General features: G+C 70.2%; 13 protein-coding genes. 9 read left to right on the forward strand and 4 right to left on the reverse strand.

Annotated elements, in window-relative coordinates; genetic code table 11:
- Positions 1-42 precede the first annotated feature (42 nt).
- On the forward strand, positions 43-777 hold the full coding sequence (locus WAF18_RS05595; RefSeq protein ID WP_255493031.1) for a DUF1521 domain-containing protein: 735 nt from the start codon (positions 43-45) through the stop codon (positions 775-777).
- 81 nt (positions 778-858) lie between these two features.
- Here WAF18_RS05595 and WAF18_RS05600 read toward each other — a convergent pair whose 3' ends face one another.
- Positions 859-2,241, reverse strand: a complete 1,383-nt coding sequence (locus WAF18_RS05600) for an L-serine ammonia-lyase (RefSeq protein WP_337244252.1) — start codon at positions 2,239-2,241, stop codon at positions 859-861.
- Between the two features lie 49 nt (positions 2,242-2,290).
- On the opposite strand from WAF18_RS05600, the gene WAF18_RS05605 reads away from it, so the two are divergent.
- Complete coding sequence (locus WAF18_RS05605; protein WP_337244253.1) at positions 2,291-2,524, forward strand: glutaredoxin family protein; 234 nt, start codon at positions 2,291-2,293, stop codon at positions 2,522-2,524.
- 16 nt (positions 2,525-2,540) lie between these two features.
- Here the strand turns inward: WAF18_RS05605 and WAF18_RS05610 are convergent, their stop codons facing one another.
- Genes WAF18_RS05610 through WAF18_RS05620 form a run of 3 tightly spaced genes read right to left on the reverse strand, consistent with a single transcriptional unit; the run spans position 2,541 to position 4,342 of the window.
- On the reverse strand, positions 2,541-3,101 hold the full coding sequence (locus WAF18_RS05610) for a YceI family protein (RefSeq protein ID WP_337244254.1): 561 nt from the start codon (positions 3,099-3,101) through the stop codon (positions 2,541-2,543).
- A gap of 3 nt (positions 3,102-3,104) precedes the next feature.
- On the reverse strand, positions 3,105-3,683 hold the full coding sequence (locus WAF18_RS05615; RefSeq protein WP_337244255.1) for a cytochrome b: 579 nt from the start codon (positions 3,681-3,683) through the stop codon (positions 3,105-3,107).
- A complete protein-coding gene (locus WAF18_RS05620; RefSeq protein WP_337244256.1) occupies positions 3,680-4,342 on the reverse strand; it encodes a YceI family protein in 663 nt (220 codons plus the stop codon). Before WAF18_RS05620 ends, WAF18_RS05615 begins: the two co-directional genes overlap by 4 nt.
- Positions 4,343-4,493: 151 nt before the next feature.
- On the opposite strand from WAF18_RS05620, the gene WAF18_RS05625 reads away from it, so the two are divergent.
- The 7 genes from WAF18_RS05625 to WAF18_RS05655 all read left to right on the forward strand — a co-directional run bounded on the left by WAF18_RS05625 (position 4,494) and on the right by WAF18_RS05655 (position 16,908).
- The gene (locus tag WAF18_RS05625) at positions 4,494-8,045 is read left to right on the forward strand and encodes an ATP-binding protein (protein WP_337244257.1); all 3,552 of its coding nucleotides are present in this window, start codon (positions 4,494-4,496) and stop codon (positions 8,043-8,045) included.
- Positions 8,046-8,125: 80 nt separating this feature from the next.
- Positions 8,126-9,130 carry a ligase-associated DNA damage response exonuclease gene (locus WAF18_RS05630; RefSeq protein WP_337244377.1) on the forward strand — a complete coding sequence of 335 codons (1,005 nt, stop codon included), beginning with the start codon at positions 8,126-8,128 and terminating at the stop codon, positions 9,128-9,130.
- Positions 9,131-9,155: 25 nt separating this feature from the next.
- Positions 9,156-10,868, forward strand: coding sequence for a cisplatin damage response ATP-dependent DNA ligase (locus WAF18_RS05635; RefSeq protein ID WP_337244258.1), 1,713 nt, complete (start codon positions 9,156-9,158; stop codon positions 10,866-10,868).
- A gap of 61 nt (positions 10,869-10,929) precedes the next feature.
- Positions 10,930-13,428 carry a ligase-associated DNA damage response DEXH box helicase gene (locus WAF18_RS05640; RefSeq protein ID WP_337244259.1) on the forward strand — a complete coding sequence of 833 codons (2,499 nt, stop codon included), beginning with the start codon at positions 10,930-10,932 and terminating at the stop codon, positions 13,426-13,428.
- Positions 13,421-14,095 carry a ligase-associated DNA damage response endonuclease PdeM gene (pdeM, locus tag WAF18_RS05645; RefSeq protein ID WP_337244260.1) on the forward strand — a complete coding sequence of 225 codons (675 nt, stop codon included), beginning with the start codon at positions 13,421-13,423 and terminating at the stop codon, positions 14,093-14,095. Before WAF18_RS05640 ends, pdeM begins: the two co-directional genes overlap by 8 nt.
- Positions 14,096-14,241: 146 nt before the next feature.
- Positions 14,242-14,874, forward strand: a complete 633-nt coding sequence (locus WAF18_RS05650; protein ID WP_337244261.1) for a hypothetical protein — start codon at positions 14,242-14,244, stop codon at positions 14,872-14,874.
- Between the two features lie 48 nt (positions 14,875-14,922).
- Positions 14,923-16,908 (forward strand): hypothetical protein, encoded by a 1,986-nt coding sequence (locus WAF18_RS05655; protein ID WP_337244262.1) that lies wholly within the window; start codon positions 14,923-14,925, stop codon positions 16,906-16,908.
- Positions 16,909-17,004 lie beyond the last annotated feature (96 nt).

The following is a 17,004-nucleotide window of genomic DNA, read 5'->3' on the forward strand; positions in this document are numbered from 1 at the left end:
GATCACGGGGTCTCCATCATGTCCAATACATCTTCCTTGAGCATGTCCGTCTCGCTGAGCGTCAGCGGCCAGTTGCCGTCGGTGCAGAGCTCGGCCAGCACCCAGCGCACATCCGACGGGCGGGTGCAGTTCGAGAACGATAACTACCGCATCACCGCCGGCGACAACGACGAGGTGGTGGTGTTCAACAAGAACACCGGCGAGAACTACCGCATCTGGGGCGATCCCCACGTCGAGATCGACGGCAAGCACGCCTTCGACTTCTGGGGCCAGACCACCTTCCTGCTCGACGACGGGACCAAGGTCACCATCGAGACCACGCCGTGGGAGCAGGGCGGCAATGGTGCGACGGTGGCCTCGGTCGTGACGATCACCGACGGCGACTACGGCGTGCAGATCTCCGGTGTCGACAGCAACACCTATGGCGACCTGGCGTTCCAGGAGTTCGCAGGCGGCGGCCGTCTGCTCGATGCCGCCGTGCGCGACGGCAACGTGCTGCTGGAGAACGAGAACGGCAGCGGCTTCATCGCCGTCGACCAGAACGGCAACATCCAGAATGTCGACCAGGCCTTCATCAATGCCACCGACGAACTGAAGAACGGCGGCCCGGACTTCCTGGCCCACTTCGCCGAGATCTTCTCGTTCTTCACCGGCCTGATGTCGATCGGCTTCAACGGCGGGCTGTCGCTGGGCAGCGACAATCCCAACCGCGATCCCGAGCCGACCGCCCAGCCGGTGCCGTGGCAGTTCAGCCTGACGCTGTCGATCCGCGCCTGATCCACGCGTCTCCTAAAACGGCGTGCCGCGACTGCGGCGCGCCGTTTCCGTTTGCGGTAGGCGAGGCGCCGCGCAGGCGGCTCAGCACTCGATGACGTTCACCGCCAGGCCGCCGCGCGAGGTTTCCTTGTACTTGTCGCGCATGTCGCGGCCGGTCTCGCGCATCGTGCGGATGACCTTGTCGAGGCTGACCTTGTGCTTGCCGTCGCCGCGGAAGGCCATGCGCGAGGCGTTGATCGCCTTGACCGCGCCCATCGCGTTGCGCTCGATGCACGGGATCTGCACCAGGCCGCCGATCGGATCGCAGGTCAGGCCCAGGTTGTGCTCCATGCCGATCTCGGCGGCGTTCTCGATCTGGCTTGGCGTGCCGCCGAGCGCAGCCGTCAGCCCGGCGGCCGCCATCGAGCAGGCCACGCCGACCTCGCCTTGGCAGCCGACCTCGGCGCCGGAGATCGAGGCGTTTTCCTTGTAGAGGATGCCCACGGCCGCTGCGGTCAGCAGGAAGTCGAACACGCCCTGCTCGTTGGCGTTGGGAATGAACCGGTCGTAGTAGTGCAGCACCGCCGGCAGAATGCCGGCCGCGCCGTTGGTCGGTGCGGTGACCACACGGCCGCCGGCGGCGTTTTCCTCGTTGACCGCGAGTGCGTAGAGGTTGACCCAGTCGAGCACGGTCAGCGGATCGCGCATCGCCGCTTCGGGCTTGGCGGCGAGCTCGGCATGCAGCGCCGGGGCGCGGCGGGTGACGTGCAGGCCGCCGGGCAGCGTGCCGCCCTCGCGGATGCCGCGCGCAACGCACGACTGCATCGCCGCCCACAGTTCGCGCAGGCCGCCGAGGATCTCGGACTCGCTGCGCCAGACCTTTTCGTTCTCCAGCATCAGCCCAGCGATGCCCAGTCCGCTGTCCTGCGCCTGGCGGATCAGCTCGTCGCCGCTGGCGAACGGATAGGGCACCTGGGTGGTGTCGGCGACGATGCGGTCCTCGGCCGCCTCGTCCTGGTTGACGACGAAGCCGCCGCCGACCGAGTAGTAGTCGCGTGTGGCGACCACCGCATCGTCGGCGTCATAGGCGGTGAAGCGCATGCCGTTGGTGTGGAACGGCAGCTTCTGCCGCTTGTTCATCACCAGGTCGCGCTTTTCGTCGAAGCCGATCTCGTGGGTGCCGCCCAGCCGCAGCCGGCGCTCGCCGCGGATACGCGCCAGCGCATCGGGAATGATGTCCGGGTCGATGCGGTTGGGCATGTGCCCTTCCAGACCCATCATCAGCGCCTTGTCGGTGCCGTGGCCGCGGCCGGTCAGCGCCAGCGAACCAAAGACCTCCGCGCGGACGCGCACGACCTCGTGCAGGCGCCCGGGCTCGGTGAGCCAGCGCGCAACGAAGCGGGCACCGGCGCGCATCGGCCCGACGGTATGCGAGGAACTCGGCCCGATGCCGATCTTGTAGAGGTCGAAGGTGCTGACTGCCATCGCGCTATTCTACGGCCCGCCCCCTGTTCCATGCCTGACGCGACGCCGCATGACGCCCCCGGCCCTGATCCTGTACCAGCGCGACGACTGCCATCTGTGCGACCTCGCGCTCGAGGTGCTGGCGCAGGCGCGCGCGCCTGCGTTCGACAGTGTCTTCATCGATGACGACGCCGCGCTCGAGGTGCGCTACGGCTGCCGTGTGCCGGTGCTCCGCGATGCCGGGCGCGACGTCGAACTGGACTGGCCGTTCGACGCCGACGCGGTGCGGCGGCTGCTGGCCTGACCCGCCGACAGCGACGTCAGTTCGCAGGCTTGAGATACACCCGCGTGGCGACCGCGATCTCGTCGGGGATCGTGCCGGTGTCGGCCCATTCGCCGCCGCCGACGCCGAAATCCAGGCGACGCACTGTCGCCCTGCCCGACAGCAGCGGACGCGGGCCTGGGGTCCAGGTGAAGGTCAACGTGACCGGCTTGCGCACGCCGCGCAGCGCGAGCTCGCCGTCGGCCGCGTAGCGTCCGTCGCCGAGGTCGCGGAACCGGGTCGCGGTATAGGTGGCCTGGGCGAAGCGGGCGGCGTCGAAGAACGCCGCGCCGCGCATCTCGCCGTCATAGTCGTCGTTGCGGGTGGTCGCGGTCGCGATCGGGATTGCCACTTCCAGCCTGGCGCCGCTCAGGTCGGTCGGGTCGAATGCGAGCGTGGTGCGGAAGTCGGGAAACGTGCCGGTGAACACCTCGCCCTGGTACTTGCCGGCGAAGGCCAGCGACGAGCCGGCGGCCTGCACGTAATCGGCAGCGGAGGCGGTGAGCGGCATCGCGACGGCGAGCGCGGCCGCGAACAGGAAGCGGGGGGCGTGGGGCATCGGTCAGTCCTGGAGTGAGGGTGGGGGGGCAGGGCGCAACCAGCCGCGTGGCAGCATCCGTGCCAGCGTGGCATCGCGCAGGAACAGGTGGTGGTACAGCGCCGCGGCCGCATGCAGCAGCGCCAACGCCACCAGCGTCCAGAACAGCCATTCGTGCGCCTGGCCGGCCAGGCCGCGCAGATCCGGGTCGCGCGCGACCAGCGCCGGCAGATTGAACAGGCCAAACCACTGCAGCGGGTAGCCGGCGGCCGAATTGAAGGTCCAGCCGCTGAGCGGGATCGCCAGCAGCAGTGCATACAGCAGCCAGTGCGTGAGCGTGGCGATGCGGTCCTGCCAGCGCGGGGTGCCGGGCACCGGGCGCGGCGCGCCGGCGAACAGCCGCCAGGCCAGCCGCAGCGCCGCGAGCGCGAGAATCGTCAGGCCCAGCGACTTGTGCAGGGCGTAGACCTGGACCTTGGTCGGGCTGGGCCGCATGTCGCCCATCGTCAGGCCGATGATGCCGACCGCCAAGATCAGCACCACGACGGTCCAATGCAGCAGTTGGCTCACCGCGCCCCAGCGCTCGACATTCTTCAGCGTCATGGTGTCTCGTCTCCGGGTGTGTCGGTGCCGACCGCTGTGTCGTCGGCATCGCCCGCATCGTCGCGGCCCGTGCCGCGCTCGCGCACCGCTTCGAGTTCGATGCGCAGGCCGACCGTGTCGCCGATCATCGACGGCCAGGCGTCGATGCCGAAGTCCGCCCGCGACAGCTGCGCGGTGGCCGAGAATCCGACCATGCGCCTGAACGGCGGCATCGGGTGGCGGCGTGCGGCGTTGAACGTCGCATCGAGCGCGACCTCGCGCGACACGCCGTGCAGCGTCAGCGTGCCGTGGACGATCGCATGCGTGGCATCGCGAGGCTCGATACGGTTGGAGACGAAGGTGGCGGAGGGATGGCGCTCGGTATCGAGCAGATTGCGCGCGCGGACCGCGCGGTTCCAACGGTCGTCGCCGAAGTCGATGCGCTCGAGCGGCACCGAGACCTCGACCCGCGCGCTCGACCAGTCCGTGGGATCGAAGACCAGCGTGCCCTGGCTGCCCGACACCGTGCCGATCGCCTTCGATAGGCCGGCGTGTTCGATGTCGAGCATCACCCGGGTGTGCACCGGATCGAGCGCGTACTGCGCCGGTCGCGCGGCCACAGGCGCGCAGGCCAGTGCCAGCAGCAGGCAGGGGACGAACAGGCGCCGCGGCAGTCGCATCGTCTTAAGTTCCGGTCGCCGCGGGCGGCATGCGGGGATTCTAGGCACGAATCGCATGGTCGCGCAGCCGCGGTGGCGCTTGCATCCGGGACGATGCGTTGCGAGCATCGCGCGTTGCGGGCAAGGCCGCGGGGAAAGGGATGTCGGGCCCATGTGGAAGCGTGTTGCCGCTCTGGCGCTGATCTGGACGTTCGCCTGCGGTGTGCTGGCCGCGACGCCGGAGATGCCGCGGTTGCGGGTGCTCGGCGTCGCCGATGGCCTGCCCACGTCCGATGTCACCGGCATCGCCCAGGACAGCGACGGTTTCGTCTGGATCGCGACCGCCGACGGTCTGGCCCGCTACGACGGCGCCGGATTCATGGTCTGGCAGCACGATCCAGAAGCGGCGGATGCCTTCCCCGGCAACAATCTGCAGGCGCTGCATGTCGACCACGAGGACCGCGTCTGGGTCGCGGCCCAGGAAGGCGGTGTCGCGGTGATGGACCGTGATCGCTCGGCAGGTTTCCGGCCTTATCGGATCGACGCGCATCCAGAAGCGCGGCTCGGTGATGTCTGGGATTTCGCCAGCCGGCCGGGCGAGATCTGGATGGGCCTGGGCACCGACGGGGTCTACGGCCTGCGCGCCGACGGCAGCTTTGTGCATCTGCGCCACGATCCCAACGACCCGCGCACGCTGCCCAGTGACAACGTGGTCAGCCTGTCGTTCGACAACGACGGCATGCTGTGGATCGCGACGATGGCGGGCCTGGCCCGCTACGACGGCCGCCGTGTCTGGCGCGAGCCGTTGCCCGGCGGCGATATGCCGCTGACGGTCACCGACGTGCAGGCGATGGGCGACGAAGTCTGGGCCTCGAGCGCGCGCGGGCTGTTCGTGCGCATGCGCGACGGCCAGTGGCACTGGCGCCCGTGGTCGGGCATGTTCGCCCGGCCCAATAGCGTGCTGTCGATGCTTGCCGATCCGCGTGGCGGCTATTGGCTGGGCACCCGGCGCGGCCTGTGGCGATTGTCTGAGGACGGCATCCCGACCCCGGTGCCGGTCGGCCGGGACGCATCGCGGCCGTTCCCGGCCCGAGCGATGTTCCTGCAGCCCGACGGCGCGCTGTGGGCATCGGCGCCGGGCGAGGGCGTCGGCTTTTTGCGATCGGACTGGCGGCATGTGGCCGAGCTGGTGCGCGGCGAACGCGGGCTGCAGGGCCACGGCTACGCGACGATCGCACCGGCCAACGACGGCGGTCTGTGGCTAGGATCGGAAACCGGCGTCGTCGAGCATGTGGACCAGGCGCTGCAGGTCTCCCGGCTCGATGGGGAGGCGCGCGCGCGCCTGGCCAACCAGCGCATCCTTGGCATGGCCGAGACGCGCAGCGGCGTGCTGTGGATCGGCCATGTCGGCGGCCTGTTCCGGCACGGACGCGACGGTACGCTGAGCGAGTGGGAAGGCGAGCCGGGCACCTCGGTCGCGCACGGCGTGGGCTACAACATCGTGCGCGCTGCGCCTGACGGCACGCTGTGGACCGGCAGCATGGGCGGCTATGGGGTCGAGCACCGCGATGGCGACACCGGCCGCATGCTGTGGCAAGCCGGCGATGATCCCTTGGTCCATGAGGGCGTCTACGGCTTCGACGTCGCACCCGACAACACCGCCTGGGCGGCTTCGGTGCCGGGGCTGGGCTACTTCGACCCGCAGGCTGGTCGGTTCGTGATCGTCAGCGGCGAGCAGCCCTATTACGCGGTCGCCGTGCAGGGCGAAGACACGGTCTGGGCGGCCGGGCGCGACGGCCTGGAGCGCTGGCGCCTCGAGGACGACACCTGGGCGCGGCAGGAGCGGATCGGCACGCGCGAGGGGCTGCCGTCGGTGATGCCGATGGGGCTGGCGGTCGACGTGCGCGGACGGGTCTGGGTCTCCACCCGGCGTGGTCTCTACCGCTGGGATCCGCAGGCCCGGCGCATGCGCCGCTATGGCAGCGAGCACGGCCTGTCGTCGCAGGAAATGCTGTTCCGCTCGATCGCGGTGAGCAGCAGCGGCCTGCTCGCTGCCGGCACCGCGGTCGACTCGGTGGCCATCATCAACACCGCGTCGGAGGAGACCGGTCGGGTCGAGGAACCGAAGCTGCGCGTTCTCGGCCTGGACGTGCGCCGCGACGGGCTGTGGCAACCGCTCGAAGGCGCCCATCCCGAACTGTTCCCCGACGACCGCGAGCTGCGCGTCTCGGCCCGGCTGCTGGCCTATGACGATCCGGGATCGAACCATTACTGGACCTGGCTCCAGGGCCTGGACACCGGCTGGGTCGACCAGGGCGCCAATGGCGACCGGGTGTTCTCGGGCCTGCGGCCCGGCAACTATGTGCTGCGCATCCGCGCCAGCGACGCCTACGGCAATGCCGCGCCGATGCAGGAACTGCGATTCCGGGTGTTGCCGCCGTGGTGGCAGACCTGGTGGGCACTCACGCTGCTGATCTGCGCCATGGGACTGGTCGCGCTGTGGGGCGCGTCGATCTACCGCCGGCGCGTGCGGCGGCGCGCGGAACTGCAGTTGGCCGGGCGCCAGCGCGAACTTGCCGAGCAGGCGTCGCTGGCCAAGAGCCGCTTCCTGGCCACGCTCGGCCATGAGGTCCGCACACCGATGACTGGCGTGCTGGGCATGAGCGAGCTGCTGCTCGACACCCCGCTCGACGCCCGGCAGCGCAGCTACACCGAATCCATCCGCCGCGCCGGCGACCACCTGATGCGCCTGGTCAACGATGCACTGGATCTGGCGCGGATCGAGGCCGGCAAGCTCGAGCTCGATCCGCAGCCGTTCGAGCTGCGCGCATTGATCGAGGACATCGTCTCGCTGTCCGCGCCGATGGCCCGGCACAAGGCGCTGGGCTTCGATGTCGCCTTCGACGAGGGCGTGCCGGCCTGGGTGCATGGCGACGCGGTGCGGGTGCGGCAGATCCTGTTGAACCTGATCGGCAATGCAATCAAGTTCACCGACGACGGGCGGGTCGGATTGCGGATCGCGCGTCCGCCCGAAGGCCTGTGTTTCCAGATCAGCGACACCGGCCCCGGGCTCAGCGCCGAGCAATGCCAGCGGCTGTTCCGGCGTTTCGAGCAGGCCGACGGCGCACGCACCGCCGCGCGCTACGGCGGCAGTGGCCTGGGGCTGGCGATCAGCCAGGAACTGTCGCTGGCGATGGGCGGCCGGATCGACGTCGAGAGCACCCTTGGCGCGGGCACCCGGTTCACGGTCGTGCTGCCATTGGCCGAGGTCGCCACCCCGCCGCGGCGCACGCGCTTCGAGGGCCACGAGCGCATCACCGCGGCGGTCGGACTGGTGGTGTTGCTGGTCGAGGACGACCAGACCGTGGCCGACGTGATCCGGGGGCTGCTCGAGGCGCAGGGCCACCAGGTCGCGCATGCGATGCATGGACTCGCTGCGCTGACCGAAGTGCGGACCCAGACATTCGACATCGCGCTACTCGATCTGGATCTGCCGGGCATCGACGGCCTGACCCTGGCCGGCATGTTGCGCGCCCAAGGCTTCGACCGTCCGCTGGTTGCGGTCACCGCGCGCGCCGATGCCGAGGCCGAGCCGGCGGCGCGCGCGGCCGGTTTCGACGGCTTCCTGCGCAAGCCGCTGACCGGCGAGATGCTGGCCGACGTGCTGGCCCAAAGCTGGCGGCCGGTCCACGAAGGCGGCGGTCTGGACGACCGCGAGGACTGAGCGGCGGCTTGGCACCGCCTGCACGGCGGCGTCGCCAGACTGCCGCCATGGCCGCCTCCCGTCCGTCCCCCACCGCCCGCATGCCGAAGGGGCGGCGCGACGACCTCATCCAGTTGCGCCCCGAGGGCCTGTATTGCCCGGCCGGCGATTTCCATATCGATCCGTGGCGCCCGGTGCCACGCGCGGTGATCACCCATGGCCACGGCGACCATGCGCGCACTGGCATGGGCGCCTACCACAGCACGCGTGCGGGGCTGCCGATCCTGGAGTGGCGCCTGGGCGAGCAGATCTATGTCGCACACGATTACGGCGCGCCATTCCAGATGGGCGCGGCGACGGTGTCGCTGCATCCGGCCGGCCACGTGCTGGGCTCGGCCCAGGTGCGGGTGGAGGTCGACGGCGAGGTCTGGGTCGCCTCGGGCGATTACAAGCGCCAGCACGACCCCACCTGCGCACCGTTCGAGGTCGTGCGCTGCGACACCTTCATCACCGAGGCCACGTTCGGCCTGCCGGTCTACCGCTGGCCCGACACCGCGCAGGTTGCAGGCGAGATCGAAGCCTGGCGCGCGCACTGCGAGACACGCGGCGAGGCGGCGGTGCTGTTCTGTTACGCGCTGGGCAAGGCCCAGCGCGTGCTGGCCGAACTGGTGGCGCATACCGACCAGCCGGCGCTGCTGCACGGCGCCGTCGCCGCCGGCGTCGAGGTCTACCGGCGGGCCGGCATCGCGATGCTCGACACCGTGCCGGTTGCCGAGACCGATCGCGGCGGCGATTTTGCCGGCCGGTTGGTCATCGCGCCGCCATCGGCGGCCGGCAGCGCGTGGATGCGCCGGTTCCGCCGCGCGCAGCAGGGCTTCGCATCGGGCTGGATGCGCATTCGCGGCAATCGACGCCGTCGCAACTACGATCGCGGCTTCGTGGTATCCGACCACGCCGACTGGCCCGATCTGATGCGGACCGTGCGCGAGACCGGTGCCACGCGGGTGATCGCGACCCACGGCAACACCGATGCGATCATCCGTGCGCTACGCGAGGATGGCATCGCGGCCGAAGCCTTCCGCACCGATTTCGGGGACGAGGAATGAGCGCCCGGCGCCCGAGGGCCTGCGCATGAGGCGCTTCGCCCGGCTGTACCGCGAGCTCGATCGCAGCACCGCCACGCTCGACAAGCGCGCGGCACTGGTTGCCTACTTTCGCGACGCGCCGCCGCACGATGCCGCCTGGGCGCTGTTCCTGCTGGCCGGCGGCAAGGTCGCCGGGGCCGGGCGACGCATCGCCAATACCCGCGAACTGCGCGAATGGATCGGCCAGGCCGCGGGCTTGCCCGACTGGCTGGTCGACGACAGCTACGACCAGGTCGGCGACTTGGCCGAGACGCTCGCGCTGTTGCTCGACGATCCTGTCGCGCCGGCCGACGACGCCTCGCTGGCCGAATGGATCGAGCGGCGGCTGATCCCGGTCGCCAATCGCGACCCGGCGGTCCGGCGCGCGCTGGTGGTCGAGGCCTGGGCTTCGCTGTGTTTCGACGAGCGGCTGGCGTTCAACAAGTTGCTGACCGGCGCGCTGCGCGTGGGCGTTTCGCAGCGACTGGTGCAGCAGGCACTGGCGGAGATGAGCGGGCTGGACATCGCGCGTATCGCCCAACGCATGCTCGGCAGTTGGACGCCGAGCGCGCAGTTCCTGCGCGACCTGCTTTCGCCCGACGAACTGCCCAGCGACCGGCGTCAGCCGTATCCGTTCTTCCTTGCTTCGCCCTTGGAGCAGGCGCTGCGTCCCGACACGGTGAGCGAGGGCACGGATGTCGAGGCGGCCCCCGATGCGGAGCCGGATATGGCCGTGGCGGCGCCGGTGCTGGCCAACGATCCCGACGCAGTCGCGCGCGCGCTTGGCCCGATCGACGACTGGCTGCTGGAATGGAAGTGGGACGGCATCCGCCTGCAACTGATCCGCCGTGGCGCGGACATCGCGCTGTGGTCGCGCGGCGAGGAGCGCCTCGACGGACGCTTTCCCGAGATCGAAGCCGCGGCGCTGACGCTGCCGCGCGATTGCGTGTTCGACGGCGAACTGCTGGCCTGGCGGCCGGGCGAACCCGCGCCCATGCCGTTCACCGCGCTGCAGACCCGCATCCAGCGCCGCAAGCCTGGACCGAAGACACTCGCCGACACGCCGGTGCGCGTGCAGGTCTACGACCTGCTCGAGCTCGACGGCGAGGACTGGCGCGACCGGCCGCAGGCCGAGCGTCGGGCGATGCTCGAGACATTGGTCGCCCAGCACGACGATCCGCGCATCGTGATCTCGCCGCGCGTGGATGCTGCCGACTGGGCGCAGGCCGCTGCGCTGCGTGCCGATGCCCGCGCGCGCGGCGTCGAGGGCTTGATGCTCAAGCGCGCCGATGCCCGCTACCAGGCCGGCCGGCGTCGCGGCGACTGGTGGAAGTGGAAGATCGATCCGCTGACCATCGACGCGGTGCTGATCTATGCGCAGGCCGGCCACGGCCGGCGCAGCACGCTCTACACCGACTACACCTTCGCACTGTGGGATGGCGACACCCTGGTGCCGGTCGCCAAAGCCTATTCGGGGCTCGACGACCGCGAAATCCTCGCGCTCGACAAGTGGATCCGCGCGCACACCCTCGAGCGCTTCGGGCCGGTGCGTTCGGTCACCGCGCACCATGTCTTCGAGCTCGGCTTCGAGGCGGTCAACCGCTCGAGCCGGCACAAGTCCGGCATCGCCGTGCGCTTTCCGCGCATCCTGCGCTGGCGCCGCGACAAGCCGATCGCCGAGGCCGATCGGCTCGAGACCTTGCGGGCGCTCGCACGGTGACGGCGGCGTCCGGCGAGGGCGGCCGTCCGCGGTGCGCAGGGCCGTGGCCCGGCCGGTGGCGATGACTCGTCTTCGCGGCCCCGATGCGCCGCTGCGCGCCTGGTTTGCGGCGCAGGGCTGGCGTCCGGCACCGTTCCAGCGCGAAGTCTGGCGCCGGTATCTTGCTGGCGAGTCGGGCCTGTTGCAGACCCCGACCGGCAGCGGTAAGACGCTGGCGGCCTTCGGCGGGCCCCTGCTCGAGGCGCTGGCCGCGCGCCCGCGTGCGAAGGCCGGTCCACGCACGACCCCGGCGAAGTCAGCCGCGCGTGCCGGCAAAGACGCCGGGCGCAGGCTGCAGGTGCTTTGGATCACCCCGCTGCGCGCGCTCGCGGTCGACACGGTGCGCGCATTGCGCGCGCCGATCGAGGCGCTCGGTCTGGATTGGACGGTCGCGATGCGCACTGGCGATGCCAGCGCACGCGACCGGCGGCTGGCGCGCAGCGGCCAGGCCGAGGTGCTGGTCACCACGCCCGAATCGCTGTCGCTGCTGCTGTCCTATGCCGACACCACGCCCTCGCTGGCCTCGGTGCGTTGCGTGGTCGTCGACGAATGGCACGAACTGCTCGGCAACAAGCGCGGTGTGCTGCTGCAACTGGCGCTGGCGCGGCTGCGCCGGCTCGCACCGGCGCTGCGCATCTGGGGCGTCTCGGCGACGCTCGGCAACCTGGCGCAGGCGCGCGATGCGCTGCTGCCGCATTGTCCGCAGGCGCAGGTGGTCGCCGGGGTGGCGCCCAAGCGTTTCACGCTCGACACGCTGCTGCCCGGCGAGGACGAGCGCTTTCCGTGGGCCGGCCATCTGGGCCTGGCGCAGTTGCCGCGTGTGCTGGAACGGCTGATGGCCGAACGCACCAGCCTGCTGTTCGCCAACACCCGCTCGCAGGCCGAACTGTGGTATCGCGCGCTGTCGGCGGTCTGGCCGGAGGCGCCCGAAACGCTGGCACTGCATCACGGTTCGCTCGATCCGAAGCTGCGCGCGGCCGCTGAGCAGGGCCTGCGCGCCGGCAGCGTGCGCTGCGTGGTTGCGACCTCCAGCCTCGATCTCGGTGTCGACTTTCCCGCCGTCGACCAGGTGCTGCAGATTGGCAGCCCGAAAGGCGTCTCGCGGTTGCTGCAACGTGCCGGGCGCGCACGCCACCGCCCGGGCGAAGCGGGGCACGTGGTCTGCGTGCCGACGCACGCGCTGGAACTGGTCGAGTACGCCGCGGCTCGCGCCGCGGTTGCCGCCGGCACGATCGAATCGCGCCCGCCGCCTGTGCTCAGCCTCGATGTGCTGGCCCAGCACTGTGTGACGCTGGCGCTGGGCGGCGGCTTCGAGGCCGATGCGCTTTACGACGAAGTCCGCGGGACCCATGCGTTCCGCGCGCTCGACCCGCTGGCCTGGCGCGCGGTGCTCGATTTCATCGTCCAGGGCGGCGCGGCGCTGGCGCATTACCCCGATTTCCGCCGCGTGGTGCGCGGCGAGGACGGGGTCTACCGGGTCGAGGACCGGCGCATCGCGCTGCGTCATCGGCTGTCGATCGGCACGATCGCCAGCGACGGTGCGGTGCGCGTGAAGCTGCTGCGCGGCGGCGGCCTGGGCTCGGTCGAGGAGAGTTTCGTCGGTCGCTTGCGGCCGCGCGACCGGTTCCAGTTCGCCGGCCGCACGCTGGAGTTGGTACGGCTGGAAGACATGACCGCGTACGTGCGCGTCGCCAAGGCCGGCAGCGGCACGGTGCCCAAATGGCAGGGCGGCCGGATGTCGCTGTCGGGCACGTTGGCGCACGAGGTCGAGCGCCTGTTCGCCGGCCCGCGCGATGCACCGGAGCTGCGTGCGATCGGTCGGCTGCTCGATCTGCAGCAGCGGCTGTCGGCGCTGCCGGCGCCGGGTCGCCTGCTGGTGGAGTGGATCCGCGCGCGCGGCGCGCGCCACCTGTTCGTGTTTCCGTTCGCCGGGCGTCAGGTGCACGAGGGCCTGGCCGCGCTGCTCGCGCTGCGCTGGGGCCGCCTGCGCGCCAACAGCTTCTCGTTCGCCGCCAACGATTACGGCTTCGTGCTCTCGCCCGCGCAGGAGGTGGAGCTCGATGCGCTCGATGTCGAAACGATGCTTTCGCCCGAGGCCTTGATCGACGACCTGCGCGAGAGCCTGAACCTGGCCGAGCTCGCCCGCCGCCAGTTCCGCGACATCGCCCGCGTTGCCGGTCTGCTGCCGCCGTCGCTGCCCGGGCGCGCGCCACGTTCGATGCGCCAGCTGCAGGCCTCCAGCGGCCTGCTGTTCGACGTGCTGCGCCGGCACGATCCCGACCACATGCTGCTGGCGCTGGCCGAGCGTGAGGTGTTCGCCGCGCAACTGGACGTGGTGCAACTGCGCACCACGCTGGAGGATTGCAGTGCCCGCAGGCTCGACCTGCATCCGCTGCGCACGTTCACCCCGCTGTCGTTCCCGCTGTGGGCCGAGTCGATGCGTGGCCAGCTCAGCACCGAGGACTGGCGCACACGCGTGCAGCGCGCGGCGGCGCAACTGGAGCGGCGCAATCGTGGCTGACGGCGCGTTGGAGATCGAGATTGCCGGCGAGGCGCTGCGATTGTTCGCCGAGCGTGCGCTGCTGTGGCCGCGGCAGCGCACGCTGGTCGTGGCCGACGTGCATCTGGGCAAGGCGCAGCACTTTCGCGAGGCCGGCATCGCGCTGCCGCGTGGCGGCACCGAGCACGATCTCGAACGGCTCGACGGGCTGATCGAAGCCAGCGGCGCGACGCGATTGCTGGTGCTCGGCGACCTGCTGCACGCCGGTGCGCGCGATGCACCGTGGCGCGCGGCCTGGCAGGCATGGCGGGCCCGCCACCCGACGTTGTCGGTCGACCTGGTCGGCGGCAACCACGATCGCGCCCTGCGCACCGCGCCCGAACTGGCGTGCACGCTCGGCCTGCGTCTGCACGGCCCGCTGTTGCACGCGCCGCCGTTCGTGTTCGTGCATGACGTCGATGATGCGGTCGCCACCGACATCGCGGGTTACCGGCTTGGCGGGCATCTGCATCCGGTGGTGCGCCTGCCGGGCCTGCCGCGCTTGCCGGCTTTCGTGTTCGCGCAGGATGCCGGCTTGCTGCCGGCGTTCACCGCGTTCGCTGGTGGCCTGCCGATCGCACCGTCGCCCGGCATGCGGCTGTACCCCTGCGCGCCGGGGGCCGTGGTGGCGCTGCCGGCGACGCTCTGAGCGCATCCGTCGCTCGCATCCATCCGCTGGCTTGACGGCGACCGTGGCCGGGCTGGCATGATGGCGGGCCCATCGACCGGATGTTCGGCGGGAGCGGCCTGCGCGGGGAGTGTGGGCTGGCCAGGACACAGGAGTGCTTCGCCGACATGCCCGAATTCGTCGCCACCGCGCTCGGATACCCCACGCTCGTCTACAGCGTGCTGCTGGGGGTGTGCGCGCTCTACTGGCTGATCGCGGCGCTGGGACTGGTGGACATCGGTGGCCTCGATCTCGACCTCGACCTGCCCGATGGCGCGGACGCGCATGGACTGGCCGGCGTGCTCGCACGGCTGGGGCTCGATCGGTTGCCGATCATGCTGGTGCTCACACTGGTGGTGTTCTTCGGCTGGTTCTGCACCTACTTCATCCATCTGTTCCTGCTCGCGCCGCTGTGGGGCTGGCTGCGCTGGACGCTGGGCACGCTCACTGCGCTGCTCGCACTGCTGCCGGGCGCACTGCTGACCACCGCGGCGCTGCGACCGTTGCGGCGCTGGCTGTCGAAGTTGCAACCGGTCGCCGAACCCTCGCTGCTGGGACGGGTGGCCGTCGTGCGGACGCCGACGGTGTCGGCGTCCGCCGGAATGGCCGATGTCGACGACGGCGGTGCCGGCCTCGTCCTGCAGGTGCGCGCCGAAGGGGCCCATGTCCACCAGCGCGGCGAGCGGGTGGTGCTGGTCGAGTTCGATCCTGTGGGGCATTGCTATCGGGTCGTGCCCGAAGCCGATTACCGTCACATCTGATCCGTACGGTCCGCGGAATGCGGACCCCAAGCGAAGGAGAAACACCCGATGAGTGTCGCCACGCTCGCCCCGTTCCTGATCGGCCTGGGCATCGTCATGGTCGTGCTGCTCGGCGCGGCCGGCCTGTTCAAGGCCTTCTACAAGAAGGTCGACCAGGGCACCGCGCTGATCGTCAACGACATGAGCACGCAGCCCAAGGTGCGCTTCACCGGTGCGCTCATCATCCCGGTCCTCTACCGCGCCGAGCTGATGAAGATCAGCCTGATCACGCTGCAGATCGATCGCCGGGGCAAGGAGGGGCTGATCTGCCGCGACAACATGCGCGCCGACATCGCGGTGGCGTTCTACTTGCGCGTCAACGAGACCCAGGCCGACGTGCTGCGGGTGGCCAAGGCGCTGGGCGCCGATCGCGCCTCGGACAAGCATGCAGTCGACGAGCTGTTCAACGCCAAGTTCTCCGAGGCGCTCAAGACCGTCGGCAAGAAGTTCGACTTCACCGACCTGTTCGAAAAGCGCCAGGAGTTCCGCGACGAGATCATCGCGGTCATCGGCAACGACCTCAACGGCTATGTGCTCGAGGACGTGGCGATCGATTACCTCGAGCAGACGCCCAAGAGCGTGCTCGATCCGCACAACATCCTCGACGCCGAGGGCATCCGTAAGATCACCGAGCTGACCGCCTCGCAGAACGTGGTCACCAACGAGCTCGAGCAGAACGAGCGGTTGGCGATCACCAAGAAGAATGTCGAGACGCGCGAGGCGACCCTGTCGCTCGAACGTCAGCAGGCCGAGGCCGAGGCGCGCCAGCAGCGCGAGATCGAGACGATCCGCGCGCGTGAGGAAGCCGAGACCGCAAAGGTGCAGGAGGAACAGCGGCAGGTCGCCGAGAACGCCCGCATCGAAGCCCAGCAGCTGATCGACATCCGTGAGGAGAACCGCCTGCGCGAGGTCGAGGTCGCAGCGCAGAATCGCCAGCGCGCGGTCGCGATCGAAGCCGAGCGCGTCGAGCGCGCCCGCCAGCTTGAGCAGGTCACCACCGACCGTGAAGTGCAACTGCAGGGCGTGGAGCGCGACAAGGTCGTCGAGCAGGGCCGGATGGACGTGGCCAACATTACCCGCGAACGCATCGCCATCGACAAGACCGTGGCCCAGGAGGAGGAACGGATCAAGGAAGTGCGCGAGGTGTCGGAAGCGGACCGTCTCAAGCAAGTCACGATCCTCGACGCCGAGGCCAAGGCGCAGGAGGCGTTGGTGCGTCAGGTCAAGGAAGCCGAGGCGCGCGAGACCGCCGCCCGGCACCGTGCGGTCGAGGTCACCACGCTCGCACAGGCCGATTTCGAGGCAGCCGGCAAGCAGGCCGAAGCCAAGAAGCTGCTCGCCGAAGGCGTCCGTGCCGAGCGTGCCGCGCCGGGTCTGGCCGAGGCGCAGGTGCAAGAGGCCGGTGCGGTCGCGATCGAGAAGGTCGGCGTTGCCGAGGCGCGCGTCATCGAGGCGAAGGCGGATGCCAATCTCAAGCAGGGGACGGCGGAGGCGCGGGTGCTGGCCGAGACCTTGTCGGCGCAGGCCCAGGGCGAGTCGCAGATGGGCCGTGCGAAGGCCGAAGCGGTCGAGTCGATCGGCAGCGCAGAGGCCACCGTGGTCGAGAAGAAGCTCTCGGCCGAGGCCGAGGGGCTGACCCGCAAGTTCCAGGCGATCGATGCGCTCAGCGATACCGCACGCGGGCACGAGGAGTTCCGCATGGCGCTCGACACAGGGCTCCGGCAGGCGCTGGCGTCGATCGAGGCAGGCAAGGACATCTCGCGCGAGAATGCCGAGGTCATCGCCAGCGCATTGCGCAACGCCGACATCGATCTGGTCGGCGGTGATGGCGGCATGTTCGAGAACCTGGTCAAGGCGGTCTCGCTGGGGCGGTCGATCGAGGGCCTGGCCGGCAAGAGCCCGATCGTGCAGGACCTGATGCAGCGCTACCTTGGCGTCGCCGCCTCCAGTGCCGACACCGAGCGCCGCGCGCTCGTCGAGGACGGCGCGGCCTGAGGCCGCTCTCGCTCCGCAACGTCGCAGAGGCGGTCGCCGGCCGCCGGTGACGCGCCGAGATCCACCGGGCATGCGCACAGTGCATGCCCGTCACAG

The organism is Luteimonas sp. gir, assembly GCF_037198055.1.
In the GTDB taxonomy this organism is placed as follows: Bacteria; Pseudomonadota; Gammaproteobacteria; order Xanthomonadales; family Xanthomonadaceae; genus Luteimonas; species Luteimonas citri_A.